This window comes from Aestuariibaculum marinum (assembly GCF_014596975.1).
Taxonomy (GTDB): domain Bacteria; phylum Bacteroidota; class Bacteroidia; order Flavobacteriales; family Flavobacteriaceae; genus Aestuariibaculum; species Aestuariibaculum marinum.
In genome coordinates this window covers 574753-600531 of the sequence record NZ_JACVXD010000001.1, presented here as the reverse complement: position 1 = coordinate 600531, position 25779 = coordinate 574753, and the positions used below count along the sequence as shown (strand labels likewise).

The following is a 25779-nucleotide window of genomic DNA, read 5'->3' as shown; positions in this document are numbered from 1 at the left end:
GGATTATTTTAATTGATTAATTATCGATAAACATTTTTCCACATTGGGCGGAACTGACAGATTTTCTTTAATACCAATTTCATTTAAAAATATTTCTCGAATTAAAAACTCAAGCAGATAATTAGAATAGTGTATTTCTAAACCTGTTAAGCTTTTACTTTTATGTTTTTCTTCCAAATGTGCGTGATAATTTCTTGTGATTTTAAGTTTGTCCGCAAAAGAATTGATATCCATAATTTTTTGAGAAATACTTGATTTTTCAAGTAGATATTTTAATCTTGTTTTTAAGTAAGCTTCACTTTTGATATGATTCTTATGGAAGTTTTCTAAAATCGATATATAGGTTAGAAATTTATTTTCTATTAAAACACCTTTTCTGCCGAAAACACTAAAGAAATTGACTATAGCTAAATCTAATTTATTTTGTTTTTTAAACCATTTCGAGAATATATTTTGAGAATTGTTTTTAAATAGTGTAAAATCAATAGATTTAGTTAAGTTTGAATCAAATTCATTGAATTTTTTAATCATTCTGTAATTGATTTTATCGATAGTTCTTAGTTCAATGACAGAAGAAATAAAAGGTTTGAATAAAATTAAATTGAGAAGTCTATCAATGATTATTCTTATTTTATTTAATTCCTCTATGTTTTTTAATTCAGAAACCTCTATGTTTATAAAGACTTCTTCGGTTATACTTGATTTTCTGCGATTATGGTACCTTGATTGAGCTCTAAAATATATATAAATATTAATTTTTTCGTCGTTATATAGTTGAATTGTATCAGGTTGATTATATAAATGAGTTATTTCAAAATTCTTTTCATGATTAAATTTTTTAAAATTAAAACCGGTTATAGAAACCCAATTATCAATCAAGACAGAATTTAGCATAATTGAAGTGTATGGTTCAGAATTAATATTTTTATCTATTGCTTTTGCTATTAAAACATCATTTGAAGTGTATTTAACTTTATTTAAGTAGCCTAATGTTTCATGAGATTTGTATAAATTATATAGTTTAATACTGTATGTTTTTGATTCATCTTGACAATTAACATAACCTAGAACCAAATCTATATTAAGTAAATCATTAATAAATTCTGTATTGTTGAATGACTCTAAAGATGAAATTGTAGCTTTTCCTTCTTGGTCTATATGGAGAGTTGAAATTATCTTATCATCTTCATTATTCGGAATCCAAAAGATTCCATCAAAATATTTATTATAATATTCCACAAGTAAACTTTTCTTATGTTTAAATATACATATTATTCTTACAGAATGAAATATACTTTAAGTTAAATAAGTTTACTATGCTCTAAATTTTAAAATGCGAATTCTTTTGGTGTGTTTTTATGGCATTTCTAGATAGAATGATACCTATAAAAAGTGATATAAAAGCCCCCACCCAAATACCGGGCACAAAATCTATAAACAGGAAAAAGTCGTAGGCCCCGTGAAACAAGATAGCGAGTAGTAAACCAGCGATATTTAATGCCAATCGGTTTTTCGAGAATTTTGCTTTTCCCATATAATAGCCCATCAAGATACCAAAAGTAGCATGTGCTGGAACCGCAGTAAAAGCACGAAGAAGAGCGGTTTGTATGCCGCCATCTAAAACGTAAACAATGTTTTCGGTGGCTGCAAACCCCATCGATACCATTACGGCATATACAATACCGTCAAAAGGTTCGTTAAAATCGGCTTTGGTCTGTGCATAGTATTTTACAATAATGTATTTACTGAATTCTTCGGTAAAGCCAACAACAAAAAAGGCTTTTATAAATTGCTGAAGAATGCTGGTTTTATTTGGCAAGGGTAGTACAATATTGAAACTATAATACATCACCGAAGTAATAAATATACTCACTACCGAACCCAGAATAAAAGAGAGAAATAATAGTTTTGGAGGTTCCTTTTCGTATTTATCTTTTGAATAAATATAGAGGATGATGATGCAAATCGGGGCAATAGCCAGCAGGATTAAATTCATTTAATAAATGTAATTAAAAGGAATTAAATCAATACTTTTTTTATGCTCCCCAAAACCACCTCATAATAGGCTTTATTAGATGGTACAAAGTGGTTATCGATGCCTATATGATCTATGAGATATTGGAACTTCTCTAACGAAACCAGTCTTAAAGTTTCAACTTCTTCTTCCTGTGGAATTAAAGATGCTAATGGAACTTTCAATTCACAAATATAAGTATGATGGAATTCGTTATCAGTAATGCCAGAATCATAACTTTGAAAGCATTTAAACATGCCAACTTTTTGTAAATCAGATTCAGTTATGTCTAAGCTAATTTCTTCTTTAGTTTCCCGTAAAGCAGCTTGCTCAATAGATTCTCCGGCATCAATATGGCCTGCAACAGACACATCCCACATGAGTGGGCAGATACTTTTTTTTGCCGAGCGTTGCGATAAAAGTATATCTCCGGTTGTTGTATAAAACCAGATATGAACCGTATTGTGGAAAAGCCCTTTTTGGTGAATGACCGATTTTAGCTCAGAAACGCCGGTAGGAATGCCGTTCGCATCAACAATGTCTATATATTCGTCCATAATTGAGAAAAAGCTGTCTAAAAAATGTAATAGCAACCGTCATTACGAGAAATTTGTATTTCGAAGTAATCTCATTATTTTAAATTTGATTTTTAAAGATTCCTTCATTTTATTCGGAATGACGACTTTTTAGACAGCTTAATTTTTTATTTAAAGTAGCTGAAGGTTTCGCCGTCTTTAATATTTAGTAAACTTTCGTAAATTAATTTAATCACGTTTTCAACATCGTCTCTATGAACCATTTCTACAGTGGTGTGCATATAACGTAATGGTAACGAAATTAAAGCAGAAGCCACGCCGCCATTACTGTAAGCAAAAGCATCGGTATCGGTTCCGGTAGCACGAGATAAAGCACTACGCTGGAACGGAATGTCTTTAGCTTCGGCAGTATCAGTAATTAAATCACGTAGTTTTTGTTGTACCGCCGGAGCATATGCGACTACAGGCCCTTTTCCAATTTCTAAATCACCCTGAACTTTCTTTTCAATCATAGGTGTTGTCGTATCGTGGGTTACATCAGTAACAATGGCAGCATTTGGTTTAATACTATCTGCAATCATTTCGGCACCACGTAAGCCTATTTCTTCTTGTACAGCATTCACAATATATAATCCGAAAGGCAGAGTTTTGTTATTTTCTTTAAGTAAACGCGCTACTTCAGCAATCATAAAACCTCCCATGCGGTTATCTAAAGCACGACAAACAAATTTATCGTCGTTTAAAATATGAAATTCATCAGGATAAGTAATTACACAGCCTACATGAACTCCTAATTTTTCAACTTCTTCCTTAGTTTTACAACCACAGTCAATAAAGATATTATCTGGTTTTGGAGCTTCTTCATTACCTGATTTTCTGGTATGAATGGCTGGCCATCCAAACACGCCTTTAACAATACCGTTTTTGGTGTGGATATTTACGACTTTACTTGGTGCAATTTGATGATCACTACCACCATTTCGAATCACGTAAATCATCCCGTTATCTGAAATGTAATTTACATACCACGAAATTTCATCGGCGTGACCCTCAATCACTACTTTATATTTAGCTTCCGGATTTATAACGCCAACAGCAGTTCCGTAAGTGTCAGTAATAAACTCATCAACATAGGGTTTCAGGTAATCCATCCATAATTTTTGACCCGTCCATTCGTAACCCGTAGGTGCTGCATTATTTAAATATTTTTCTAAAAAGTCGATAGACTTTTCATTTAGAATACTCTTCTTTGTCATGTTTAAAAAGTTTTGCACTAAAATAAGAATATTAATAGAATTCAAAGGTTATACAAAGGGAATATATTAACAGTTTTAGGATTATTTTAGGCTTTAAAGTTGAAGAATGGTTTTGGTAAAGAAACCTACTTAAAAAAATGTTTTCAAAATGTAAATTAGTAATTTTGGAAAGATAATTGCTCCAGTATTTTTATGAAGAATGTTTTAACATACTTAATTTGTTTGCTACCTGTTTTTTTATGGGGACAGATCAATGAATTTGAACAGGATTCTACCAATGTTACCTACTTAATAATTGATGGTGATTCCATACCTAAAAAGTCGATTAATTTAGATGAGGTTTATATTTTAAATAAGCTGAAATTTGAAAATCGTGAGGATCGAATCAGGTATTTAATTTTGAGACGTAAAACTTTAAAAGTGTATCCTTACGCGAAGATGGCCGCAGAACGGTTAGACTCCATGAACAAACGGTTAGCCTCTATTAAACGAAATAGACAAAAGAAAAAATATACCAAGCAGGTTCAAAAATATATTGAAGGCGAGTTTTCTGAAAAGTTGAAAAAATTCTCTCGAACCGAAGGTCAGATTTTGGTTAAATTAATTCATAGACAAACCGGGGAAACAGCTTTCGATTTGGTTAAAGAACTGCGAAGTGGGTGGCGCGCCTTCTGGTATAACACCACGGCGAGTATGTTCGATATTTCATTAAAACGAGAATTCGACCCCATGAATGTAAGAGAGGACTATTTAATTGAAGATATTTTGCTAAGAAGTTTTCAAAGCGGATTGTTAGAACAACAGGATTCGGCAGTGAAATATAATTTTTACGATTTAACCGAAAAATGGATGAATAATAAAACGACGGAATAAGATGCGTATTCAAACACCAATAGAAGAAAAACAAAATGCAACCTCACATGCTATCGGTGCTATTTTTGGTGTTATCGCTCTGGTGTTGCTTATTGTGTTTAACACTAATAAGACACCTTACAGTCTGTTTAGTGTTGTGGTTTATGGAATTTCTATAATTGTACTGTTTTCAGCATCAACCTTGTATCACGCGGTAACACATGAAAAAAACAAACATTATTTCAGAATTGTAGACCATATTGGAATTTATCTTTTAATAGCCGGAACATACACCCCGGTATTATTAATTTCATTGACAAAAAGCTTAGGCTGGCCTTTGTTCTGGATTGTATGGGGAATTGCTGCTTTTGGTGTGGTGCTCAAGATCTTTTTTACAGGACGATTTAGTGTGTTTTCAACCTTACTGTATCTAGTTATGGGGTGGTTGATTGTATTCGATTTTACAAATCTGAATGCGGTAATGGATAGCAATGGTATTTTATTGTTATTTGCTGGCGGATTAGCATATACAGTAGGCATTGTGTTTTATGCCATTGAAAAAATCCCTTATAACCATGTCATCTGGCATTTGTTTGTTTTGGCTGGTGCCGTTTGCCATTTTTTTATGATATTCTTTTATGTGATTTAATATGATTAATATTCAATTAGCGTCAACCAATCAAGAGTTTAAAGTTATAGAATCTTTAGCCCATATTATTTGGCGAGAGCATTATATTCTTATAGTGGGGAAGCCACAAATCGATTATATGTTGAAGAAGTTTCAGTCGGCTGAAGCAATGCAACAGCAAGTTGCGGATGGGATGCAATATTTTACAGTATTTTATAATGAAACTCCAGCTGGGTATATTGGCATTAAAACCGAACCAGACACTTTGTTTTTAAGTAAGATTTATGTCCTGAAATCATATAGAGGTAAAGGAATTGCCAAAAAGGCAATGCAGTTTGTTGAAGAGAAAGCAAAAAGTTATAGTCTAAAAACCATTCGATTAACGGTAAACATTAATAACGAAATAGCGATTAAAGCCTATGAAAAATTAGGCTTTATAAATGCAGGGCCAATTGTAGCTGATATAGGTAACGGATTTATTATGGACGATTACCTTATGAAAAAGCAGATGGATTAGCCTTCAATAACGTCTTTATATTCTTCAAAAAACGCTTCGAATAAGGTCATTTTTTCGTTAAAAAACTCCATCACATCGCGCCAGGTATTTTTGTTATGAATAGACACTTTTTGCTCTAAGGGGACATAGATTCTGGAGATTTCCTTTTCGTTATCCAGAAAATAGGTTTCATCGTAAATGGCATCGGGTAAATAATCATCAAGCAAAATCGATTTTAATGCCTCTAATTTTTCCCAGTATTTAATACGGTATTCCAAATCGTCTTCAACATCAAGAGCGACTAATGCTTTTTTATTATCGAAGTAGAATTTAAAGCTAAAACCTTTCAGTTTTGTATGGTATAAAATCCATTTTCTTGGAAACGATTTTCCGAAGCTCGTCCAAAACTCTTGTTTTAATTTTCTCGATTCTTCTTTACTAAACACGTTTAATTACTGTTTTTTTATTAGATTAAATACGCTATACCAACACCTAAAATAATAGAGATAAATTTAGATAAGTTGAATTTATGCCCATCAGAACTTTCAAATAAAATGGTTGTTGAAATATGGAAAAACACCCCAATAACAATAGCATTAAACACTTGAGAGTAATGGGCAACAGCTTCAGAAGTTATTGAAATTAAAGTTCCCAGTGGGGTCATTAATGCGAATACGGTTAAGAATCCTGCAATTTGAATTTTTTTGTACTCCGATTGCAATAAAAACATGGTTATAATTGCAGCTACCGGGATTTTATGGATTAAAATACCATAAACCATATCGTTGTGGTCGTGTATAGCAAAACCTTCTAAAAAGCTGTGTAAGCACAAACTAATAAATAGCGACCACGGAAATGTGGTGTCTTCTTTATGAACGTGTACGTGTCCGTGTTCGGCTCCTTTAGAGAATAACTCTAAAACCAATTGCAGTAAAATACCCGAAACGATATAAACACCGGCCAGTTTAGAGTCTAAATGATGATAGACTTCTGGTAATAATTCAAATAGGGTAAGCGCCAGTAAAAATGCACCGCTAAAAGACAATAATAGTTTGGTATTAACGGATTTTTGTTTGCTGGTTATTTGAGCAAGAACAAAACCGATAACAACAGCTAAAAAAGGAAATAAAAATTTATTCATTAAATGTATAACTCAGTAAAGCGATTTATTTAAAGATCATGACTAAACGTTCAGACGTTTTAGGGCTAAATTTACGCAATTTATAATCACCAAACACGTCAAGTAAAAAGACTCCGGCTTCTTCAAAAAAGGCTTCAAAATCATTAAGGCTAAACGCTTTTACGCGTTCTTGAAAATTATAATCTTCACCATCAGCCGTAAAACTTATATCTTTTACAATATAACCATCTTCCACGTAACGTTTCAGGTTAAAGGTAATACCTTCAACCGTTTTAGTTTCTTCTGGTACCAGATTATCAATGATATATTCACTATTCATAAAGTCAATAACCCCAAATCCAAAGTCGTTTAAATCTTCTTTAATGGCTTTTATGGTGTTCAGATTGTCTTCATCTTTATCAAAATATCCAAAACTGGTAAATAGATTAAAAACTGCATCAAACTTTTTACTAAATGGTTTACACATATCGTGAACTGCAAAATGTAAACTGTCGTTTTCAAATTGTTTGGCAAAAGCAATACTGTTTTCGCTTAAATCGGCACCTGTAACATCGTAACCTAAGGAGTTTAAATACACTGCATGACGTCCGCGTCCGCAAGGTAGGTCTAGAATGGTACCGTCTTCCGGAAGGTTTAAATATTCAGTAAGCGTATCCATAAAATGTTGCGCTTCACTATCGTCACGGTCTTTGTATAAAATATGGTAAAATGGTGTATCAAACCATGAAGAAAACCATTGCGTTGTGTCTTTGCTCATATATGTTTTGTGGGTTCCCCGAAAAAGTTTCGGGTCAGGCTTTTCGTTATATCTTTTTAATAAGTTCACTTACGGCTACTTATAAAAAAGGATGTCACTTCAATCCTTAACCTAAATTCAGATTATCATTAAATTCACGCAAAATTACGCTATTTTTGCATTCTATTAAAGAAGAATACACAGTAAGTCTGATAAAAAAATGGGAGAAAATTTCGAAATGGTAGCCAAAACCTTGTTTGGTTTTGAAGATTTGTTAGAAAAAGAATTAACACAACTTGGTGCGCAACACATTAAAAAGGGCGTGCGAAGTGTGTCGTTTGTTGGCGATAAAGGCTTTATGTATAAGGCAAATCTCGGACTACGTACGGCTATCAAAATTTTAAAACCCATTAAAAGTTTTACGGTAAACAGCGAACAGGAGTTGTATAATAAAATATACGCTATGAACTGGAGCGAATACCTGAAACCAACCGGAACTTTAGCTATTGATGCTACAATACACTCTGATTTATTTAAACATTCCTTGTTTATAGCTCAAAAAGCAAAAGATGCTATTGTCGATAAATTTAGAGATACCACAGGGCAGCGTCCGAACGTAGATTTAAAATTTCCAGATTTAAAAGTCAATGTACGTATCGATAGAAACCAGTGTACCATTTCGCTAGATTCTTCAGGAGATTCATTACATAAGCGTGGTTATAAGTTAGCGACCAATATTGCGCCAATTAACGAGGTGCTTGCTGCCGGACTAATTATGTTGTCGGGTTGGGATGGACAATCAGACTTTATGGATCCGATGTGTGGTAGTGGTACCATGCTTATCGAAGCCGCGATGATTGCCTGTAATATTCCGCCAAACTTAATGCGTAAAGAATTTGCTTTCGAGCGTTGGGAAGACTGGGATGTCGATTTGTTTGAGAAAATTGAAGAGTCTTTATTGAACAAAACACGTGATTTCCATTATACCATTACAGGTTATGATAAAGCACCGAGTGCTGTAAAGAAAGCTCAGGAAAATATTAAAAATGCCGAGCTTGATGATTTTATAACCGTGAAACATGAAGATTTCTTTAAAACTCAAAAAGGAGGCGAAAGAAAATTGCATATGGTATTTAATCCGCCATATGGTGAGCGTTTAAATATCGATTTGCAAGAGTTTTATAAAAACATTGGAGATACCTTAAAACAAAACTACCCGAATACAGATGCCTGGTTTATAACAAGTAATTTGGAAGCCTTGAAATTTGTCGGCTTACGTCCATCTCGTAAAATTCAGTTGTTCAATGCTAAATTAGAGTCTCGTTTAGTAAAATATGAGATATACGCCGGAAGTAAGAAAGGAAAGTATATGAAGTAATAGAAAGCAGGGATTTTAAAACTTGTTTTGTCATTCTGAATTTTTTTCAGAATCTGAAACGAGTTCAGAATGACAGGGAATTAAGTTACATCAACTCTAAATTATTAGCGATGTTGTCTCTTAGTTCAGGTTTAGCATTTACGGCTTCAGCATAGGTATTCCAATTAGCTATGACATTGTTTATTTGACTAATTATAGCATCCGCTTTTTTAATATTCATGCTTTTCGCTACCGTTAGTAAATCTTGTCTGTTAATGTCTTTGCGTTTTCCATTTATGCTTAAAGCATGCTGACTAACCCAAACGCTTCCCGGACGGTAAGCAAAACAAATATCGTAGGCTGGAGCTAGTTCCCAAACACCATCTTGTTTTAATCGGAATGCGAAGTTTTTAGTGTGGTCGTCACAGTTTTTACCAATAACATTAAATACCATACGTCTGAACATTTGTTCGGCTTGAGGGTATGGGAGTCTTAGAATACGCATGGTCTGGAATAGCTGTTCATAACTGAAGCTATGCATCTCGTTAAAATCGTAATGTTGCATAGCGCACCAGGTTTGAATATGGTGTTTGGTATCGTTGCCTTCGCGATCAAAACGCTTGGTCATAAAATGGGCACGATTATTTTCTTCTAAAAGTATAGATTCCATCATATCAATACCGCAATCTATTGCCATATTGTAGTATGCCATTTCAATTCGTCCGTAGCCCTGACTTTCTCCAAACTGGGCGTCGCTAACACCGTCTAGTTTAATCAGCCAGTGTTCAAAGCCTTTAGGCGCATTGGTTTGTCCTGAGCGAACCTGCCCCGTTTTTTTATTGTAGGCAATAATAGCTTTTGGTCTGGCACCCCCAGCAGAGGTTCCTATTTTTAGAATGTCGAGCATCGCCTGGCGTTCATTCTTATTGATATTGGTTTCAAAGTCTTCACGTTTATGAAGCATGCGTTGTGCAATATCTACCAGACTATCAATTTCTACTTCAAAGGTGTTTTTGTTGGGTTTAAGTTGTGTAGGTTCAAATTCAAGAGCCCCCATGCCTCGCGTACCAATAAAACACAATTGCTCCACAGGATTCATGCTGTTTTCTGGTCGTCCTTGTTGTGCAAGCCAACTATTGATAAGTTGATTTCCGTATTTGTCGGGTAGCACATCGGCAAGTAAGCCTGGCAAACCTTTAAAGGTGTCGTAGTCGCCATGTCTGGAAACGCGAAGTTCTGGGAACGAAAATATTTGTGTGCCGGATTGTGTCGGCATTTTAACGGGAGATAGTTCTATGCCTAAAGCTTTAAATTCGGGTGTGTATTCAAAGCTGGCAAGACCGGTGTCGTCGTTCCAAGAAACGGCGCCAACCACCTGATTCCATATTTTTACAAAGGCTGTTTTTGTGCTTACCATTCACTGTCGGTTTGGGGATTGGTATTTTTATTTCTCGCGCGTTGGCGTTTTTGTTTTTCGAGTTTGGCTAATTCCAACGGACTGATTTGCTGTTCAATTTTGAAGTTGCTGAACACATGAAGCGTATCTAAAGCCCGTAATATTTGAATAAGAGAGGTTAAAGAAATAGCTTCGCCTTTCTCAATCTGACTGATCGTCCAACGGTTTACGCCAGCGGCTTCAGCAATTTGAGCTTGTGTTTTATCCTGGTTTAAACGCTGATGTTTTACATAACCTCCTATAGCTTCAACGATAGCTTGATCGCTCATGGAAGTCCAATTAGTGTTAGTATTTACCATAATTATTAATTTAAACGCTAATTAATGTTGGTATTTTCTAACTCAAAAGTAATAATTTTAAATGAAATATGAAATAATTATTATGTCTGTGTTGGTAAAAACTAACTTTAAAACTAAAAAATCCAGTTAATGTTAGTAAAAACCAACAATGCTGGATTTCTGATTTTAAGTAAAATTGAAACTATTCAGGAATTTGCTGACTTAAACAGTGCAGTGTGCCAAATCCCCAGATAAAATCGGTTGCCGAAATACCTATAATTTCCCTGTCAGGGAAACAATCGGCTATAATATTTAACGCTATACGGTCTTTCGAATCATTAAAAGTTGGTACTAAAACCGCTTTGTTAATGATTAAAAAGTTAGCATAACTTGCCGGTAAACGAATACCATCGAAATCTAAACGTTTCGGCATTGGTAAGGTTACAATATTTGGAGTTTTACCATTTTCTAATTTAGATGCTTGTAAACGCTTTAAATTATCCTGAAGTGGCTTAAAATTAGCGTCTTCAGGATTATCTTCAACTACCGTGATAATGGTATCTTCATTTACAAAACGCGCTAAATCATCAACATGGCCATGTGTGTCATCACCTTCAACTCCATCGCCTAACCAAATCACGTTTGTAACTCCAAGATATTCTTTAAAAACAGCTTCGTAATCTTCTTTTGTAAATCCTTCGTTTCTAACCTGAATAGTAGGGTGGAGCAGACATTCTTCGGTAGTAAGCAAGGTTCCTTTTCCATTCACGTCTATTGCGCCACCTTCAACAATTACAGGTTTTCCTTTGTAGGTCACTTGTTTAAGAGGTACATTTAAAAAGTCAGCTACTTTTTTAGGAACGTGCTTGTCTAACTTAAAATTAGAATATTTTGCCCATCCGTTAAAATTGAAATTTAAAGCTCGACGTTCAGCCCCTTTTTTAACAATAATAGGTCCAGAGTCGCGCATCCAGCTACGATTGGTTTTATGTATAATGAACAACACATGTTCCATATTTACATGCGCCATCTTCAGCATACTACTAACTTTATCTTTCAGCTTATCGGTAGCCACAACAACAATAACCCCTTCAACAGAAGCTACTTTTTTAATAAATTCGACAAACGCCCATTGAATGGCTTCGTATTTTCCTGGCCAGTCGTTTCCGTTATGAGGAAAACATAATAAAACAGCTTGTTGTTGTTCCCATTCAGCAGGGAAAATCCATTGCTCTGTATTCATTAATCGATCGCTCTTTTAGTGATATCTCCGTATTTGTCGATACGACGGTCTCTCAAGAACGGCCAGTTCTGACGTACGTTTTCCTGTAGGCTTAAATCTACTTCAGCGATTAATATTTCTTCCTGATCTACCGATGCCTGTGCTAAAATTTCTCCTTGAGGGCCAGCAATAAAAGATGATCCCCAAAATTCGATGCCATTAGTATCTGGTAAATATTTTTCTAAGCCAATACGGTTAGCAGCTGCCACATAAATACCATTAGCCACGGCATGACCACGCATAACATTCATCCAGGCGCCTTGTTGGTTTTCTCCAAATTCAGCTTTTTCCTGTGGATGCCAACCAATAGCGGTAGGGTAGAATAATACTTCGGCACCTTGCAATGCGGTTAAGCGCGCTGCTTCAGGATACCATTGATCCCAGCAGATTAGTGTTCCAATATTTCCTTTTTTAGTCGGGAAGGACTTGAACCCGATATCGCCAGGCGTAAAGTAGAATTTTTCATAGAAATGCGGATCGTCCGGGATGTGCATTTTACGGTAAAGTCCGGCTTCAGAACCATCGGTATCAATAATATAAGCACTGTTGTGATAAACACCTGCCATTCTTTTTTCGAAAAACGGCACAATAATAACCACACCCAGTTCTTTTGCTAAAGCGCTAAACGCGTTAAAAGATGTACTGTATAGTGGTTCCGCGAAAGCGAAATTATCGACATCTTCACTCTGACAAAAATAGTGGCTACTATAAAGTTCGGGTAAGGAGATAACTTCAGCACCTTGCTTAGCAGCATCTTTTACCCACTGAATACATTTTTTTAAATTGTTTTCAGGTGTGTTATTCAAGTTTAACTGAATAACCGCAATCTTGTAAGTGTTTTTAGGCATTTTAAACTATTAATTTAAAACAAAGATATATAATTTTTAAATGAAGAAGTTTAAATATTTTTTATGAAATTTTATTTAAAAAATATTATTTAAAGTATTGATTTGAAGCTGTTAAATGAGTGTTTTGAAATAGAAAACCCTTCTGCTTATAAATAAAACATAAGGGTTTGATGTGTTTTTATATGGTTTAAGTTATTTCTCTTTTTTGTAAAGTGGAATTCTATAAGATACCGTATAACCATAGCCAACACCTATGCCGCTACTGTCGTAAGTTTTATGAAATCCGGGGATATAAATATTTTCAAAATTTCCAGGATCTGATTCTGCAACCAAGAATTTAAGCTGAGCATTCAATCCTAGATATAGGTTAGTTAAAACTTCAACTTTTATTCCTAAAATTATTTCACTCCAAAAGGCTGTTAAACCATCGTAGGTTCTTGCTTCTGTAGATGAAAACTGATTCCAGTATTGCGTCGTGTTGTAAACGGTATAATTATTTAAGTCGTGACTAAAACTACTTCCACCAATACGAAACCCGAAGTAAATCATATTGTCCATATCCAGCCAGTTCTGGTACATGTTGTAGTCAATACCACCTTTAATATAACCTCCTTTGGTGCTTACATCAAGATAATCGTTAACTGTGTTTTTTTCTTCGTAACCTAATTCCCCAGCGATATACAATTTCTGTTTGATTCGGTAATCGGCTGAAATTTCAAATCCGCTGTATTCATCATCGATGGTAGAACGAATCAATTTTCCCAAGTCACCACCAACACGTAACCCATATTTAAGTTTCACTTTTACCGAATCGTTAGCAACACTTGGAATACTATCGTTTTGAGCATTTACAGAGTAACAAAACAACAGTAAGCACGCGATACTACTAATGATATAAATTGAAATGCGTTGTTGTTTCATCTTCTACAGATTGGTTATCGGTTAATGGTTGTCTGGCTTGAATCCAGTTGTCGCTATCGTCTTCAATATTAAGTGTTACGTTTTTAAAAATGGTTTTGTAACCACAGGCACGTGATACGTAAACTTCTTCTCGGCTGTAATTAATAGTGATTAAATCGGAGTTACCTTCAATAAAATCATCAGAGGTGTTATCTGGTGTACCATTATTGTTTACAGCGTAATCTTTATGAAGTACAAATTGTGTTGAATTCGTGTAGGTTTTTAGCGGAAGAGATAAGGTGTTTGTTGAACTACCAACCGCAATAGCCGGAAGGACAGGGTTACCTTCATCATCAATGCCATACAATACTAAATTGAAAACATTTTTCTTGCTTTCCTGATTGTTTACATCGTAAAAATCAATAATTAAATTTGGTGTTGTAGGTGTGCCGTCAGGACAAATATCGTCACGTTCACAACTGATATTAATGCCTATTAAAAGCGCTATAACAACTAAAGAAATAAATTTTAAGTATTTCATTCTTAATTTTAAATAGGTTTCTGAAAATGTCTTCAGATTGGCAATTTAGGGATTTAAAACTAATTAACGTTTTTCTAGTAACACAACATTTTCTACGTGAAATGTTTGTGGGAACATGTCAACCGCTTGTGTTTTAATCACTTTAAACATGTCGTTCATTAAGGCCAAATCTCTGGCTTGGGTTGCACTATTACAGCTAACATAAACCACACGCTTTGGTGAAATATTTAATATTTGTTGCACCACATCTTTATGCATACCATCGCGTGGTGGATCGGTAATAATAATATCTGGAACACCATGTGTATCGATAAATTCCTGATTGAACACATTTTTCATGTCTCCTACAAAAAACTCGCAATTGGTAATATTATTGCGTTCGGCATTTTCTTTAGCCGCTAAAATGGCATCTGGCACAGCTTCAACACCAACCACTTTTTTAGCTTTTCTAGAAACGAATTGAGCGATGGTTCCGGTTCCGGTATATAAATCGTAAACCAGTTCGTCGCCTGTTAAGTCTGCAAAATCTCTGGTAATTTTATAAAGTTCGAAGGCTTGCTCTGAATTAGTTTGGTAGAAGGACTTCGCGTTAATTTTAAATTTTAAGCCTTCCATTTCTTCAAAAATATGATCGTCGCCTTTGTAGCAAATAACTTCTTGATCGTAAATGGTGTCATTCGCTTTTCCGTTAATAACGTATAATAAAGAGGTCACTGCAGGGAATTTGTCAGCAATAAAATCTAATAATAATTCACGTTGGTTTTTGTCTTCTTTAAAGAATTGAATTAACACCATAATGTCTCCGGTCGTGGACGTACGAATCATCATGGTTCGTAATAACCCGGTTTGGTTACGTGTGTTAAAAAAATCCAAGCCGTTTTCAATCGCGAAGTTCTTAACGGAATTTCTAATATCATTTGAAGGATCTTGCTGTAAATGACATGTCTTTACATCAAGAATTTTATCCCACATGCCAGGAATATGAAACCCTAAAGCATTTCTATCACCTACATCTTCTCCAGATTGAACTTCTTCTAAAGTTAACCAACGGCTATCGCTAAATGAGAATTCCATTTTATTACGGTAGAAATATTGCTTAGCCGACCCCAAAATAGGGGTTACTTCCGGTAGCTCAATATGCCCTAAACGGGTTAGGTTATTGGTAACCTCCTTTTGTTTATAATATAATTGATGCTCATAGGCCATGTCCTGCCACTTACAACCACCACAAACACCAAAATGCTCGCAGGCAGGTTCGGTACGTTTATCTGATAATTTATGGAATACCGTTGCTTTGCCTTCGTAATAGGCTTTACGAGCTTTAAATGTTTGCACATCAACTACATCGCCAGGTACGGCATTAGGTAAAAAAATAACCTTCCCATCTGGTGCTTTGGCAACGGTTTTACCCTTAGCTCCAGCATCTACAACTTCTACGTTTGTAAATATTTGTTTTCTCTTTTTTCTAGACATGCTGCAAAAATAATAATAGCCGGAAATAAAAATTGGTTTATTTGCATTTAGTTTAACAGAAATTTTGGTTTAGAAAGGAACTAACAGGATAATGAACGTTAAATTTTCTGAAGCAAGTTATATTTATTAATTTGCGAGCCCTAGGGATGATTTCTCTCCCACGCTGAATTTTCGAGGACTTCGGAAGGATAAAGGTACAGTAGGAATGGTTATTTTATCAATTTAAATTATATTAAAATGGCTGTTTTAAAAGAATTAACATCGCAGCAAGCAATCGATTTAGAAAACAAGTATGGCGCTCATAATTATCACCCGTTACCCGTGGTGTTAAGTAAAGGTGAAGGGGTTCATGTTTGGGACATAGAAGGCAAACAGTATTACGATTTTTTATCTGCGTACTCGGCAGTGAATCAAGGGCATTGTCACCCGAAAATTATCAATGCCATGACAGAGCAGGCTAAAGTATTAACGTTGACATCCAGAGCATTTTACAACGATATGCTGGGTAAATATGAAAAGTTTGCCTGTGATTATTTTGGTTTTGATAAGTTATTACCAATGAATACGGGAGCTGAAGCGGTTGAGACGGCTTTGAAAATTTGTAGAAAATGGGCGTATGAGGTTAAAGGTATCGATGAAAACGAGGCTGAAATTATTGTGTGTGAAAATAACTTCCACGGAAGAACAACAACAATCATTTCATTCTCTAACGATCCTGTAGCTCGTGAGAATTTCGGACCATATACTAAAGGGTTTATTAAAATTGAATATGACAATTTAGCAGCTTTAGAGAACGCATTACAAAATAATAAAAACGTTGCGGGATTTTTAGTTGAGCCTATTCAAGGTGAGGCTGGTGTTTATGTGCCTAGTGAAGGTTACCTAGCCAAAGCAAAAGCCTTGTGTGAACAATACAATGTCTTGTTTATAGCCGATGAAGTACAAACCGGTATTGCCCGCACTGGGAAATTATTGGCTGTAAATCATGAGAATGTCACACCAGACCTTTTAATTTTAGGTAAGGCTTTAAGCGGAGGTGCTTATCCTGTAAGTGCTGTGTTAGCTAACGATAACGTAATGAACGTGATTAAGCCTGGAAACCACGGAAGTACATTTGGAGGGAACCCTGTAGCGGCAGCTGTAGCCATCGCAGCATTAGAAGTGGTCAAAGAAGAAAACCTTGCTGAAAGAGCAGAATCTTTGGGGCAGTTATTTAGAAGAGAGTTGAATACATACATTGAAACGAGTTCTATTGCTAATTTAGTGAGAGGTAAAGGCTTGTTAAATGCTATTGTGATTAATGATAGTGAAGATAGTGATACCGCCTGGAATATCTGTTTGGCATTACGTGATAATGGTTTGTTAGCCAAACCTACACACGGAAATATTATTCGTTTTGCACCACCTTTGGTAATGACTGAAGAGCAGTTATTAGATTGCGTAAATATCATTACTAAAACGCTAAAACAGTTTGAAAAGTAAATTATGAAATAAAAAAAGCGACCAAATGGTCGCTCTTTTTTGTTAAATCTTATTGATTTTGGATTTGTTCCATGATTTCTTGAGATTGTCTCATTATTTCATCCCATCCAACAGTTGCAATACGGTAAATGGTAGTAACGAAATATAAAATATTGATAACTAAAATGACCAACGCAACAATTTTTGCAGTTTTCATTGCGCTAATATTTCCTTCATAATCATCAGGAGCTAATTCAGCATTTTTAACTTTGCTATTAGCAATTAAAAAAGCAGGAAGCGATAATACAAACCCTAAACCGCCAAAACAGCAGCATAAAAGTCCGAAAATAGATAATACATAAACAAGTGTAGGGTTAAGTTGTTTTTTCATAAGTTAAATTTAATTAATGATAAGTTTGTTTAATGATGAATGAAAGAATAATTATAATTACAGACAAAACAGCAAGAACAGTTATAATTCTATTCGCGTATTTAATTTTAAATATAAAATTTAAGAAGATAATCCCCATTAAAGGAATTAAAGTATAAATAGCAGGATACATTTTAAATGCGGCAATAAATTCGCCATGAAGTAACAGTGAAAGCGAACGTTGCATACCGCAACCCATACACTCCATACCGAACAATTTCTTATTCAAACAGGGTAACATGTATTCTTCTAAACCTTGCATATTTTGTAACTATAATAATCCAAATTTATAAAAATAAAAGGTTCTTTAAAGTTAATTCTTCCTGTTTATCAGAAAATATTGCTAAATAATTGATTTTCTTTCACTAGCAATTGATACTTAAAAGTAAGGTAGCTTATTTGCGAAATGAAGGATTGCTCTCCAAATTTTTAATGTAATTTTGCAGAAAATAATAAGTTTATTGAACTCTTTAAAAAATTAGAACTTAACTAAAAGTTGTTTTAAATAATGAAATACATAAATTATATACTGATTGTTTTAGGAGCCATTGTGGCCATATATTCGAAGGCAGGAGAAGAACAAAATCAGTATGTTTTAATAGCAGGAATTATCATTTTAATGACCGGTGTTTACAGGATATCTAAAACTATTCCAAGTAAAAACAGTGAGGAAGAGTATACAGAAGATAACGAAAACTAAAAAGCATGTCGTTTAAGGTAGGGGATACAGTTTTGGTTTTAGATGAGGATATGTCTGGTGTGGTAAAGCAGGTTGAGGGCAATACCATTTCAATTGAAACAGACGATGGGTTTTTGTTGCGTTTTCAAGCTGACGAATTGGTCAAGACAACATCCAGCAAGTCGATAAAGGAAACGTTATCGTCTTCTGTAGGTATTGGTCAGGCAATTCAGGAAAAGGAAGCTTCGAAAAAACGAACTCAACAACCTAAGAAACGTGCAAAAGATCGTTATGAGCCAACTATGGAAGTCGATCTGCATATTCATCAGTTGGTGAAATCATCAAGAGGTATGAGTAATTACGATATGTTAACCTTGCAATTAGATACCGCCCGACGACAACTGGAATTCGCGATTAATAAGCGTATTCAGAAAATCGTATTCATTCACGGTGTTGGAGAAGGTGTTTTAAGAACCGAATTAGAATACTTGTTTGGTCGCTATAACAACGTGAGATTCTATGATGCCAATTATCAAAAATACGGTTTAGGTGCTACCGAGGTTTATATTTACCAAAATACGCCTGATTAATTAAATACAGGCGATAAGGTTTCTGATTTTAAACTGTTACTAATTTCAGAATCATCTAAAGTTCCAAACTCTAAAACGTCAAAAGAAATGACTCTTAAATCTATATCGTAAACGGTTAAGGTTACTTTGTATGCTTTGGTAATATTGTGAGCTCTGTATGAGGTAGCAGACACAGTTGTATTTACTTCAGGATTAAGGTAATCTGGTCCCGCATCAGGGTTAGTAATATCGTTAGCAGGGTTATTGTCTTGCGATTCGTTCTCCTCATCACGCGTTAAAACACCGTCACCATCATCATCATTATCTAAATAGTCCGGAATACCATCTCCATCGGTGTCTTGCGCATCATCTAAATTGTTATCCCCATTAGGGTCTGGGTTTTCATCTTTTGTTAAAATATTATCACCATCATCATCGGCATCTAAATAATTAGGAATGCCATCATTATCGGTGTCATCATCTGTTAAATCGCCGTTACCATTCCTATCTTCAAGTATAGCAGGGATTCCGTCGTTATCATCTTCTGTCAATTCAGTTCTGATAATAACATAACCGCTGGTCGCTTCATAGTCCTCTAAAATTCTTACTTCAGAATTTGGAATGTCGTTACAAAACAAATCACTTGGCAAAGAAGTGTTACTGTATGTTCTGTAGTTGAAGGTATTTGTAGCCGATAAACTTAAGGTGTCTGCGAAAATGTTATCGTCTCCAACAGCTAAAATTTCACTAAGGCTGTTTATTTCAGAAATTCTAACTGATAAAGATTCAGAAGGATCGTTTTTTGTTTTGTAGAATACTAAGCCATTTGTTCCTGTACATACCGAAAATTCATCATCAAAGTCGAATTCGACATCAAGTACGTCACCATCATCACAAGCCGAATAGGTTAATAAACTTAGGGTAGTTAAAGCAAAAAATATTTTACGCATTCTATTTGGGTTTTAAGGCAAAAATAAACGAATTGTATTTTATAACGTAGCATATTGTCAATAATTTTATTCTAAGTAATTTTGTGATGAAAAATACAATTATGCAACAGGTTTATTTTGATAATGCAGCAACAACGCCAATTAGGAGCGAAGTTGTAGATGTGATTTCTGAAGTAATGAAAACAAACTACGGAAATGCATCATCTTCACATAGTTTTGGTCGCTCAGCTAAAGTGCTTTTAGAGAAGTCAAGAAAGACCATAGCGGGGTATTTAAACTGTTCGGCTGGTGAGATTGTATTTACTTCGGGAGGCACCGAGGCCGATAATTTAATTTTAAGGTCGGCGGTTCGCGATTTAAAAGTAACTCATATTATTACTTCAAAAATAGAGCATCATGCTGTTTTACATACTGTTGAAGCACTAAAAAGGGAGTATGAAATACAGGTGAGTTATGTAAACCTTGATGAAAACGGAGATGTTGATTACCTGCATTTAGAAACTTTGTTAGATGTTGAAAGCAAAACTCTGGTGAGTTTGATGCATATAAATAATGAGATTGGTAATATTTTAGATATTAAGCAAGTTTCAGATTTGTGCCTAAAATACGACGCTTTATTTCATAGTGATGCTGTGCAGTCTGTAGGTCATTATCAATTAAATTTAGAAGAAATTAAAGTTGATTTTTTGGCAGCTTCGGCACATAAATTTCATGGACCAAAAGGGATTGGGTTTGTATATGTGCGAAAGGATTCAGGTTTACATCCATTAATTTTTGGAGGCGAGCAGGAGCGAGGTTTACGTGCAGGCACCGAAAGTGTTCATAATATAGTAGGTATGGAGAAGGCTTTAAAATTGTCTTGCGATAATTTAGAAACAGAGCAAAGTTACTTACGGGATTTAAAAGCTTACTTTAAAGAAGAACTATTAAAAGGCATCTCTGATATTAAGTTTAATGGGCAATCTGGCGATTTAGAACAAAGCACCAATACCATGTTAAATTTACGTTTACCAAGTTCGAAGGTTGATGCGTCTATGATTTTATTTCAACTGGATTTAAAAGGTATAGCTTGTTCCAGAGGGAGTGCCTGCCAAAGTGGAAGTAGCCAAAAATCGCATGTACTTTCTGAAATTTTAAATGCTGAAGATTTGCAAAAGCCTGCATTACGCTTTTCTTTTAGTGTTTTCAATACAAAAGAAGAAATCGATTATGTGGTCGATGTTTTAAAAACGCTTTCCAAATAATAGAATAATTTTCAGGAGTTTTACCTAATAGGTTAAAACTTCATAGTTGTTCTAACATTAAATACTCTCGGCGTTAAATAATTCGGAATGCCATATTGTCTTTTGGTGTATACATCGCGTACCCAGGTGTTGGTGATGGAGTTTTGTACATCGAATATGTTGTAAATTTCGAAACCAAAAGATAAAGCCTTAAATGGTTTTTTCCAGCCACTGTTAAATTGTTTGTTGGCATCTACCAGAACAAATTGTAAACCTAAATCGGCGCGTTTGTAATCTGGTAATCGGGTTTGATATTCGTAAACATCAGCATAACTTGGAGAGCCTCCCGGCAATCCGGTATTATATACTAAATTCAAATACACTTTTAAATTAGGAACATTAGGTACGTAGTCTTGAAACAAGGCAGCGAATTTTAATCTTTGATCGGTTGGCCTGGCAATATAGCCACGATCATCAATGTTTTCTTCGGTTTTTAGATACCCGAAACTAAACCACGATTCAGTACCAGGTACAAACTCCCCGTTTAAACGCATATCTAGTCCGTAAGCGTATGCTTTGGCATTGTTAGATGCTCGGTAGCGAATACGAACGTTCTCAATGGTGTATGGGTTTACATCATTAAGGTGTTTATAATAAGCTTCGGAAGTCAGTTTAAAAGGTCTGTCCCACATTTTAAAACTGTAATCATTTCCTAGAACAATATGATAGGATTGTTGTGCTTTAACATTAGGCTGAACTAGTCCGTTGGCATCACGAAGTTCTCTGTAAAAAGGCGGCTGATAATAGAGACCAGTTGCTACCCTAAATAACATGTCTTTATTCCAGTCTGGTTTAATCGCAAACTGAGCTCTTGGGCTAAAAACCGTTTGATTTGATTTTTCAATACCCATACCATTAACCGACCAGTTGTGTGCTCGAACTCCGGCATTATACCAGACATCACTCGACCCAATAGTACTGCGTTTACTCCATTGTAAATACGCCTGTATACGGTCTATTTGGGTTTTGTTTATGCTTCGTACATTCTGAAAAGCTTCTAACGGACCAGAATAAGCGACATAAGGTTGTTCGTTTGGAGAAAGTTTTGGAGGACGAATAGAAAATCCTGCCGAATCGATAACTTCCCATTCGATTAATCGGTCGCGAATATCTTCATGGGTATATTTTACAGACCATTCAAAACGGTTGTCATCAATCTTATAATCACCTTTGTGTTCAAAGTTGCTTATTAAAGCATCTAGGTCATTTCGACCGTGGTTTAATTGGCTTCCTATACCACGGCTGTATTCAACATCACCTAAATTTTCGCCACCAATATCGGTATTAACTTCTCCTAATCTGTATTGTGCCAGAATATCAAAATACTCTTCCTCGGTAGTATGGTAAGTTGAGGCTAGTAATTTTAAATTCAGGTTGTCGTTTGCAAAATACGTTCCTTTAAAAGCGCCGAAAAAGGTGCGATATTGATCTTTTTCCTGACCTTCATAAAATACCAAAAGCGCTATGGGATCGCTGAAGGTTCCGAAGTTGGTTTGTCGCGTTTCCGGTTGGTAATTGTATTTGTTTATAGAAGCGTTTCCTAAAAAGCTCAAATGAAATTTATTCGAAAACTTATACGTTAAATACGTTTGAATATCGGCAAAAGAGGGCTGGTAATTTGTTTCGGTTTCCTTAGCATCTACCAGCAAGCTGTTATCGCGATATCGCACACCGGCAATACCTGTAAATTTAGAATCTTTACTTATGCCTTCAACAGATACACTTCCGCCAAGTAAACTTAAATCGCCATTAACTTCAAATTGGTACGGTGTTTTATACGTGATGTCAAGAACAGATGATAATTTATCTCCATATTTAGCTTGAAAACCTCCGGCAGAGAAATCGACGTTTTGCGTCAAATCGGTATTAACAAAACTCAATCCTTCCTGTTGGCCAGAGCGAATTAAAAAGGGCCTGTAGACTTCAATACCGTTTACATAAACCAGATTTTCATCGTAGTTCCCACCTCGTACAGAGTATTGGGTACTCAGTTCATTGTTATTACTAACACCCGGAAGTGTTAAAAGTAAATTTTCTACACCAGCATTGGCTCCAGGGATTTTTCTAATAGTTTCTGGTTTTAACGTGATAATGCCCTCAACTTCTCTTTGGCTTGTATTATTAATAACTACCGTTGCAATCTGCTCTGTAGCCGTATTCATAACAGGATTAAACTCTAAAACCTCTCCATTTTTAAGATTGAAAATACTTGCTATTCTTTTATAGGATAGGTGAGTGAATTCAACCGAAATATCTTGATTAGCCGGAATATTAAAACTATAGAATCCATTATTGTTTGTTGTAGTTCCGCTAGTGTTCCATTTAATATTTACGTTTGGAACAGGGGAGTTGTTATCGTCTAGAATAATGCCTTTTATAGTTGCTGTTTGAGATATACCGGTTAAGGATATTGCAAAAAATAATAAGGTTAAAACGTGAAATCTGCTTTTCAAAAGTTATTTATTTTTTTCTATAGAATACAGATTCAAATGTAGAACTATTTCCAACATTATCGGTAACTATAAGTTTGAAATTATTTTTTGTTTCGGTAGAAATATGATCGTTAAAATCGAAAGTAAGTGTTTTTGTCTTATAATCATACTCCATTAAAATCCATTTGCCGTTAATTGTCGCTCTGTAGTTTGAAATCCCTGATCCGGAATCATCAATTGTAACCTTTAAAAACCGGTAATTGCTTATCCACTGTTCATCTCTAAAGTTTTTTGGGGTAATACTCGGTTTTACCGTATCTGCTGTCAAGGTATAAGAACCTAAATACTTGGTACTGGCAATTAAAGTATCGCCTTCGCGTTTGGTGCTAGTATAAAGTGGGTAATTTTTGTTTCGTCCCACTAATCTTGAAACAAACAATTTGTCTTTATCTTCATCATTAAAATGACTCACATTAAAATTGATGTTGAAATTATTCTTTGTAGGCATGATATCATCATGAAGCGTTAACGTATCATTTTGCACATTAAAATCCATATAGAAATCTTCGTAAAATGTGTTAGGATAAAAATGAACAGCTACGTTTCCGGATTTTAAATCGGTGCTTTGGTTTGCGTATATATAATATGGTGTTTTTTCTTCTGCTTTTTTAGTAGAAGTTTTATTTCCTTTAATGTTAATCGTCACCCAGGCATCATTATTTTCAAAATCGACCACTCGAATTTTATAAATTGAGTTGGTGCTGTCTTTAATAACCAGATTTCCGTTATAGAATTCAGAATTGTATAAACTCAACGTATTATTATGGTTAAATAGTTTCTGAATACGATGCTTTGTTGAAGTGTAGTGTTCGTAATCTATGAGCTGATTAATATTTCTGGTTTCATTAAAGGAGAAAGATTGAAAATTAATTTCAAAATTTTGATTACCGTTTAAAAAGGATTGGATTTGATAAACCCCGTTAGAGTTAGCGGCTAAGTTTTGTCTGTCGTTAGTTTCCACTCCAATTCCAATCACCCCATAAGCTTCAATGTTTTCGGTATTGTAATCTCCCGAAGCTAGAGGAATCAATCTTATTTTTTGTTTTTCAGTTGAATTATTAACGGAGGAGGAATCGTTTAGTGCGTAGGCATAAATAGATTTTATGGTCGGCTTCGTTGTATCTGCTATATTAATACCGAAAAGCATAGGGTTTAAAGGGTGTTCTTCTTTATTTCTTATTTCGAAATGTAAGTGAGGACCGCCTGATCCCCCTGTGTTTCCGCTATAGGCAATATGCTCGCTTTTATTTAGTTTTAATTCATTAGCAGTGGGGAATAGTTCAATCTCATAAGATTCGGCTTCGTACTGACGCTTTTTAATGTAGGCTTCAATTTCTGGAGCAAATTTTTGTAAATGCGCATAAACTGTAGTGTATCCGTTAGGGTGGGTTATATACAGTGCTTTTCCGTAGCCGTAATGAGAAATTTTAATGCGACTCACAAACCCCTCAGCAGAAGCAAGAACCCTTAATCCTTCTCGTTGTTGCGTTTTAATATCTAATCCTGAATGAAAATGATTGGAGCGCAGCTCGGCAAAGGTTCCGGAAAGTATTAAAGGCACTTCAAGAGGATCTCCAAAATAATCTTGAGGGTACATATTTTGAGCCTGAGAAATTAAAGAAAAAGTTGTAAGTAGAAATAGGACTAATCGCATAAAAAAGTAGGTGTTGCTAAATTGTTAATTTGATGTTATACTGCAAAAATAAAAGAAAAATCGACCCATTTTGTTGATTTAGAGTAATAACGAGAATTTTCAAATTTTATTAAAAAACAATTGTTATTTATACTAAGGTATGTTAACTTTGTGTAATAAGTATTGAAATTTGCAAATGGGTAATATTGAAGATATTGTAGATTCTTTAGAAAGCAAAATTAGCAAAGTATTACATAGATTAGAGCGTTTAAAGCTTGAAAACTCGAAGCTGAAAGAAGAATTGATAGCTTCAAGACAAGAAATTTCGGCCCAAAAAGAACATATCACAAATTGGGAAGAAAAATACGAAGCGCTTAGAATGGCAAATACAATACTTGGCAGTGACGAAAGTAAAAGAGAAACTAAGCTTAAAATAAATGCTTTAATTCGAGATATAGATCATTGTATTGCGCAACTCTCAGATTAAA

At 34.9% G+C, this 25779-nt stretch carries 28 protein-coding genes; 9 read left to right on the top strand and 19 right to left on the bottom strand.

The features are described 5' to 3' along the window. Window positions 1-3: 3 nt before the first annotated feature. The 4 genes from ICJ85_RS02690 to ICJ85_RS02675 all read right to left on the bottom strand — a co-directional run bounded on the left by ICJ85_RS02690 (window position 4) and on the right by ICJ85_RS02675 (window position 3806). Window positions 4-1239 (bottom strand): ApeA N-terminal domain 1-containing protein, encoded by a 1236-nt coding sequence (locus ICJ85_RS02690; protein WP_188222221.1) that lies wholly within the window; start codon window positions 1237-1239, stop codon window positions 4-6. An 82-nt stretch (window positions 1240-1321) separates the two neighbouring features. Then, window positions 1322-1996, bottom strand: a complete 675-nt coding sequence (locus tag ICJ85_RS02685) for a PrsW family intramembrane metalloprotease (RefSeq protein ID WP_188222220.1) — start codon at window positions 1994-1996, stop codon at window positions 1322-1324. A 23-nt stretch (window positions 1997-2019) separates the two neighbouring features. After that, window positions 2020-2571, bottom strand: a complete 552-nt coding sequence (locus ICJ85_RS02680; protein WP_188222219.1) for an NUDIX hydrolase — start codon at window positions 2569-2571, stop codon at window positions 2020-2022. 146 nt (window positions 2572-2717) lie between these two features. Further along, window positions 2718-3806 (bottom strand): M42 family metallopeptidase, encoded by a 1089-nt coding sequence (locus tag ICJ85_RS02675; RefSeq protein ID WP_188222218.1) that lies wholly within the window; start codon window positions 3804-3806, stop codon window positions 2718-2720. A gap of 192 nt (window positions 3807-3998) precedes the next feature. On the opposite strand from ICJ85_RS02675, the gene ICJ85_RS02670 reads away from it, so the two are divergent. Genes ICJ85_RS02670 through ICJ85_RS02660 form a run of 3 tightly spaced genes read left to right on the top strand, consistent with a single transcriptional unit; the run spans window position 3999 to window position 5803 of the window. Continuing rightward, window positions 3999-4679, top strand: coding sequence for a DUF4294 domain-containing protein (locus ICJ85_RS02670; protein WP_188222217.1), 681 nt, complete (start codon window positions 3999-4001; stop codon window positions 4677-4679). 1 nt (window position 4680) lies between these two features. Beyond that, window positions 4681-5307 carry a PAQR family membrane homeostasis protein TrhA gene (trhA, locus tag ICJ85_RS02665; protein WP_188222216.1) on the top strand — a complete coding sequence of 209 codons (627 nt, stop codon included), beginning with the start codon at window positions 4681-4683 and terminating at the stop codon, window positions 5305-5307. A gap of 1 nt (window position 5308) precedes the next feature. Continuing rightward, window positions 5309-5803 carry a GNAT family N-acetyltransferase gene (locus ICJ85_RS02660; protein WP_188222215.1) on the top strand — a complete coding sequence of 165 codons (495 nt, stop codon included), beginning with the start codon at window positions 5309-5311 and terminating at the stop codon, window positions 5801-5803. On the opposite strand, the gene ICJ85_RS02655 is transcribed toward ICJ85_RS02660, so the two are convergent. From ICJ85_RS02655 to ICJ85_RS02645, 3 genes are read right to left on the bottom strand one after another with little or no spacing between them, the layout of a single operon-like run. Then, window positions 5800-6228: a DUF4268 domain-containing protein gene (locus tag ICJ85_RS02655; RefSeq protein WP_188222214.1), complete on the bottom strand. Its 429-nt coding sequence runs from the start codon at window positions 6226-6228 to the stop codon at window positions 5800-5802. The two genes, ICJ85_RS02660 and ICJ85_RS02655, sit on opposite strands and share 4 nt — an antisense overlap. A gap of 20 nt (window positions 6229-6248) precedes the next feature. Beyond that, on the bottom strand, window positions 6249-6923 hold the full coding sequence (locus ICJ85_RS02650) for a ZIP family metal transporter (protein ID WP_188222213.1): 675 nt from the start codon (window positions 6921-6923) through the stop codon (window positions 6249-6251). 25 nt (window positions 6924-6948) lie between these two features. Then, the gene (locus tag ICJ85_RS02645) at window positions 6949-7680 is read right to left on the bottom strand and encodes a class I SAM-dependent methyltransferase (RefSeq protein ID WP_188222212.1); all 732 of its coding nucleotides are present in this window, start codon (window positions 7678-7680) and stop codon (window positions 6949-6951) included. A gap of 199 nt (window positions 7681-7879) precedes the next feature. On the opposite strand from ICJ85_RS02645, the gene ICJ85_RS02640 reads away from it, so the two are divergent. Continuing rightward, the gene (locus tag ICJ85_RS02640) at window positions 7880-9037 is read left to right on the top strand and encodes a THUMP domain-containing class I SAM-dependent RNA methyltransferase (protein WP_188222211.1); all 1158 of its coding nucleotides are present in this window, start codon (window positions 7880-7882) and stop codon (window positions 9035-9037) included. Between the two features lie 85 nt (window positions 9038-9122). Here the strand turns inward: ICJ85_RS02640 and ICJ85_RS02635 are convergent, their stop codons facing one another. From ICJ85_RS02635 to rlmD, 7 genes are all read right to left on the bottom strand, one after another. Next, window positions 9123-10433, bottom strand: a complete 1311-nt coding sequence (locus ICJ85_RS02635) for a type II toxin-antitoxin system HipA family toxin (RefSeq protein WP_188222210.1) — start codon at window positions 10431-10433, stop codon at window positions 9123-9125. Next, entirely contained in the window at window positions 10427-10771 is a 345-nt protein-coding gene (locus ICJ85_RS02630; RefSeq protein WP_188222209.1) for a helix-turn-helix domain-containing protein, read from the bottom strand. Before ICJ85_RS02630 ends, ICJ85_RS02635 begins: the two co-directional genes overlap by 7 nt. A 181-nt stretch (window positions 10772-10952) precedes the next feature. Continuing rightward, window positions 10953-11993 (bottom strand): agmatine deiminase family protein, encoded by a 1041-nt coding sequence (locus ICJ85_RS02625; protein WP_188222208.1) that lies wholly within the window; start codon window positions 11991-11993, stop codon window positions 10953-10955. Continuing rightward, a complete protein-coding gene (locus ICJ85_RS02620; RefSeq protein ID WP_188222207.1) occupies window positions 11993-12880 on the bottom strand; it encodes a carbon-nitrogen hydrolase in 888 nt (295 codons plus the stop codon). The genes ICJ85_RS02625 and ICJ85_RS02620 overlap by 1 nt, the downstream gene beginning before the upstream one ends. A gap of 192 nt (window positions 12881-13072) precedes the next feature. Then, window positions 13073-13801 carry a DUF6048 family protein gene (locus ICJ85_RS02615; RefSeq protein ID WP_188222206.1) on the bottom strand — a complete coding sequence of 243 codons (729 nt, stop codon included), beginning with the start codon at window positions 13799-13801 and terminating at the stop codon, window positions 13073-13075. Continuing rightward, window positions 13767-14321 carry a DUF6452 family protein gene (locus ICJ85_RS02610; RefSeq protein WP_188222205.1) on the bottom strand — a complete coding sequence of 185 codons (555 nt, stop codon included), beginning with the start codon at window positions 14319-14321 and terminating at the stop codon, window positions 13767-13769. Before ICJ85_RS02610 ends, ICJ85_RS02615 begins: the two co-directional genes overlap by 35 nt. 63 nt (window positions 14322-14384) lie before the next feature. Next, window positions 14385-15794, bottom strand: a complete 1410-nt coding sequence (rlmD, locus tag ICJ85_RS02605; protein ID WP_188222204.1) for a 23S rRNA (uracil(1939)-C(5))-methyltransferase RlmD — start codon at window positions 15792-15794, stop codon at window positions 14385-14387. A 237-nt stretch (window positions 15795-16031) separates the two neighbouring features. Between rlmD and rocD the strand changes: the two genes are divergently transcribed. After that, entirely contained in the window at window positions 16032-17276 is a 1245-nt protein-coding gene (gene rocD, locus ICJ85_RS02600) for an ornithine--oxo-acid transaminase (RefSeq protein WP_188222203.1), read from the top strand. Between the two features lie 49 nt (window positions 17277-17325). On the opposite strand, the gene ICJ85_RS02595 is transcribed toward rocD, so the two are convergent. Together ICJ85_RS02595 and ICJ85_RS02590 are read right to left on the bottom strand one after the other, a co-directional pair. Then, window positions 17326-17646, bottom strand: coding sequence for a CCC motif membrane protein (locus tag ICJ85_RS02595; protein ID WP_188222202.1), 321 nt, complete (start codon window positions 17644-17646; stop codon window positions 17326-17328). Window positions 17647-17659: 13 nt separating this feature from the next. Further along, on the bottom strand, window positions 17660-17947 hold the full coding sequence (locus ICJ85_RS02590; protein ID WP_188222201.1) for a DUF2752 domain-containing protein: 288 nt from the start codon (window positions 17945-17947) through the stop codon (window positions 17660-17662). A gap of 246 nt (window positions 17948-18193) precedes the next feature. Here ICJ85_RS02590 and ICJ85_RS02585 point away from each other — a divergent pair, with 246 nt between their 5' ends. After that, on the top strand, window positions 18194-18385 hold the full coding sequence (locus tag ICJ85_RS02585; RefSeq protein ID WP_188222200.1) for a hypothetical protein: 192 nt from the start codon (window positions 18194-18196) through the stop codon (window positions 18383-18385). Between the two features lie 5 nt (window positions 18386-18390). Continuing rightward, complete coding sequence (locus ICJ85_RS02580; RefSeq protein ID WP_188222199.1) at window positions 18391-18954, top strand: Smr/MutS family protein; 564 nt, start codon at window positions 18391-18393, stop codon at window positions 18952-18954. On the opposite strand, the gene ICJ85_RS02575 is transcribed toward ICJ85_RS02580, so the two are convergent. Beyond that, window positions 18951-19883 (bottom strand): hypothetical protein, encoded by a 933-nt coding sequence (locus ICJ85_RS02575; RefSeq protein ID WP_188222198.1) that lies wholly within the window; start codon window positions 19881-19883, stop codon window positions 18951-18953. The genes ICJ85_RS02580 and ICJ85_RS02575 overlap by 4 nt on opposite strands. A gap of 101 nt (window positions 19884-19984) precedes the next feature. Here ICJ85_RS02575 and ICJ85_RS02570 point away from each other — a divergent pair, with 101 nt between their 5' ends. After that, window positions 19985-21127 (top strand): cysteine desulfurase family protein, encoded by a 1143-nt coding sequence (locus ICJ85_RS02570; protein WP_188222469.1) that lies wholly within the window; start codon window positions 19985-19987, stop codon window positions 21125-21127. Window positions 21128-21159: 32 nt separating this feature from the next. On the opposite strand, the gene ICJ85_RS02565 is transcribed toward ICJ85_RS02570, so the two are convergent. Beyond that, on the bottom strand, window positions 21160-23619 hold the full coding sequence (locus ICJ85_RS02565) for a TonB-dependent receptor plug domain-containing protein (protein ID WP_194420791.1): 2460 nt from the start codon (window positions 23617-23619) through the stop codon (window positions 21160-21162). A 7-nt stretch (window positions 23620-23626) separates the two neighbouring features. After that, a complete protein-coding gene (locus ICJ85_RS02560) occupies window positions 23627-25312 on the bottom strand; it encodes a M23 family metallopeptidase (protein WP_188222197.1) in 1686 nt (561 codons plus the stop codon). A gap of 175 nt (window positions 25313-25487) precedes the next feature. Between ICJ85_RS02560 and ICJ85_RS02555 the strand changes: the two genes are divergently transcribed. Beyond that, window positions 25488-25778: a hypothetical protein gene (locus ICJ85_RS02555; RefSeq protein ID WP_188222196.1), complete on the top strand. Its 291-nt coding sequence runs from the start codon at window positions 25488-25490 to the stop codon at window positions 25776-25778. Window position 25779 lies beyond the last annotated feature (1 nt).

Coding starts and splice junctions, on each gene's coding strand:
- ICJ85_RS02560 (WP_188222197.1), bottom strand. CDS start 25,312: ATGCGATTAGTCCTATTTCTACTTACAACTTTTTCTTTAATTTCTCAG.
- ICJ85_RS02575 (WP_188222198.1), bottom strand. CDS start 19,883: ATGCGTAAAATATTTTTTGCTTTAACTACCCTAAGTTTATTAACCTAT.
- ICJ85_RS02650 (WP_188222213.1), bottom strand. CDS start 6,923: ATGAATAAATTTTTATTTCCTTTTTTAGCTGTTGTTATCGGTTTTGTT.
- ICJ85_RS02555 (WP_188222196.1), top strand. CDS start 25,488: ATGGGTAATATTGAAGATATTGTAGATTCTTTAGAAAGCAAAATTAGC.
- ICJ85_RS02670 (WP_188222217.1), top strand. CDS start 3,999: ATGAAGAATGTTTTAACATACTTAATTTGTTTGCTACCTGTTTTTTTA.
- ICJ85_RS02610 (WP_188222205.1), bottom strand. CDS start 14,321: ATGAAATACTTAAAATTTATTTCTTTAGTTGTTATAGCGCTTTTAATA.
- ICJ85_RS02630 (WP_188222209.1), bottom strand. CDS start 10,771: ATGGTAAATACTAACACTAATTGGACTTCCATGAGCGATCAAGCTATC.
- ICJ85_RS02660 (WP_188222215.1), top strand. CDS start 5,309: ATGATTAATATTCAATTAGCGTCAACCAATCAAGAGTTTAAAGTTATA.
- ICJ85_RS02675 (WP_188222218.1), bottom strand. CDS start 3,806: ATGACAAAGAAGAGTATTCTAAATGAAAAGTCTATCGACTTTTTAGAA.
- ICJ85_RS02590 (WP_188222201.1), bottom strand. CDS start 17,947: ATGCAAGGTTTAGAAGAATACATGTTACCCTGTTTGAATAAGAAATTG.
- ICJ85_RS02625 (WP_188222208.1), bottom strand. CDS start 11,993: ATGAATACAGAGCAATGGATTTTCCCTGCTGAATGGGAACAACAACAA.
- rocD (WP_188222203.1), top strand. CDS start 16,032: ATGGCTGTTTTAAAAGAATTAACATCGCAGCAAGCAATCGATTTAGAA.
- ICJ85_RS02620 (WP_188222207.1), bottom strand. CDS start 12,880: ATGCCTAAAAACACTTACAAGATTGCGGTTATTCAGTTAAACTTGAAT.
- ICJ85_RS02680 (WP_188222219.1), bottom strand. CDS start 2,571: ATGGACGAATATATAGACATTGTTGATGCGAACGGCATTCCTACCGGC.
- ICJ85_RS02645 (WP_188222212.1), bottom strand. CDS start 7,680: ATGAGCAAAGACACAACGCAATGGTTTTCTTCATGGTTTGATACACCA.
- rlmD (WP_188222204.1), bottom strand. CDS start 15,794: ATGTCTAGAAAAAAGAGAAAACAAATATTTACAAACGTAGAAGTTGTA.
- ICJ85_RS02595 (WP_188222202.1), bottom strand. CDS start 17,646: ATGAAAAAACAACTTAACCCTACACTTGTTTATGTATTATCTATTTTC.
- ICJ85_RS02615 (WP_188222206.1), bottom strand. CDS start 13,801: ATGAAACAACAACGCATTTCAATTTATATCATTAGTAGTATCGCGTGC.
- ICJ85_RS02640 (WP_188222211.1), top strand. CDS start 7,880: ATGGGAGAAAATTTCGAAATGGTAGCCAAAACCTTGTTTGGTTTTGAA.
- ICJ85_RS02635 (WP_188222210.1), bottom strand. CDS start 10,433: ATGGTAAGCACAAAAACAGCCTTTGTAAAAATATGGAATCAGGTGGTT.
- ICJ85_RS02685 (WP_188222220.1), bottom strand. CDS start 1,996: ATGAATTTAATCCTGCTGGCTATTGCCCCGATTTGCATCATCATCCTC.
- trhA (WP_188222216.1), top strand. CDS start 4,681: ATGCGTATTCAAACACCAATAGAAGAAAAACAAAATGCAACCTCACAT.
- ICJ85_RS02585 (WP_188222200.1), top strand. CDS start 18,194: ATGAAATACATAAATTATATACTGATTGTTTTAGGAGCCATTGTGGCC.
- ICJ85_RS02580 (WP_188222199.1), top strand. CDS start 18,391: ATGTCGTTTAAGGTAGGGGATACAGTTTTGGTTTTAGATGAGGATATG.
- ICJ85_RS02570 (WP_188222469.1), top strand. CDS start 19,985: ATGCAACAGGTTTATTTTGATAATGCAGCAACAACGCCAATTAGGAGC.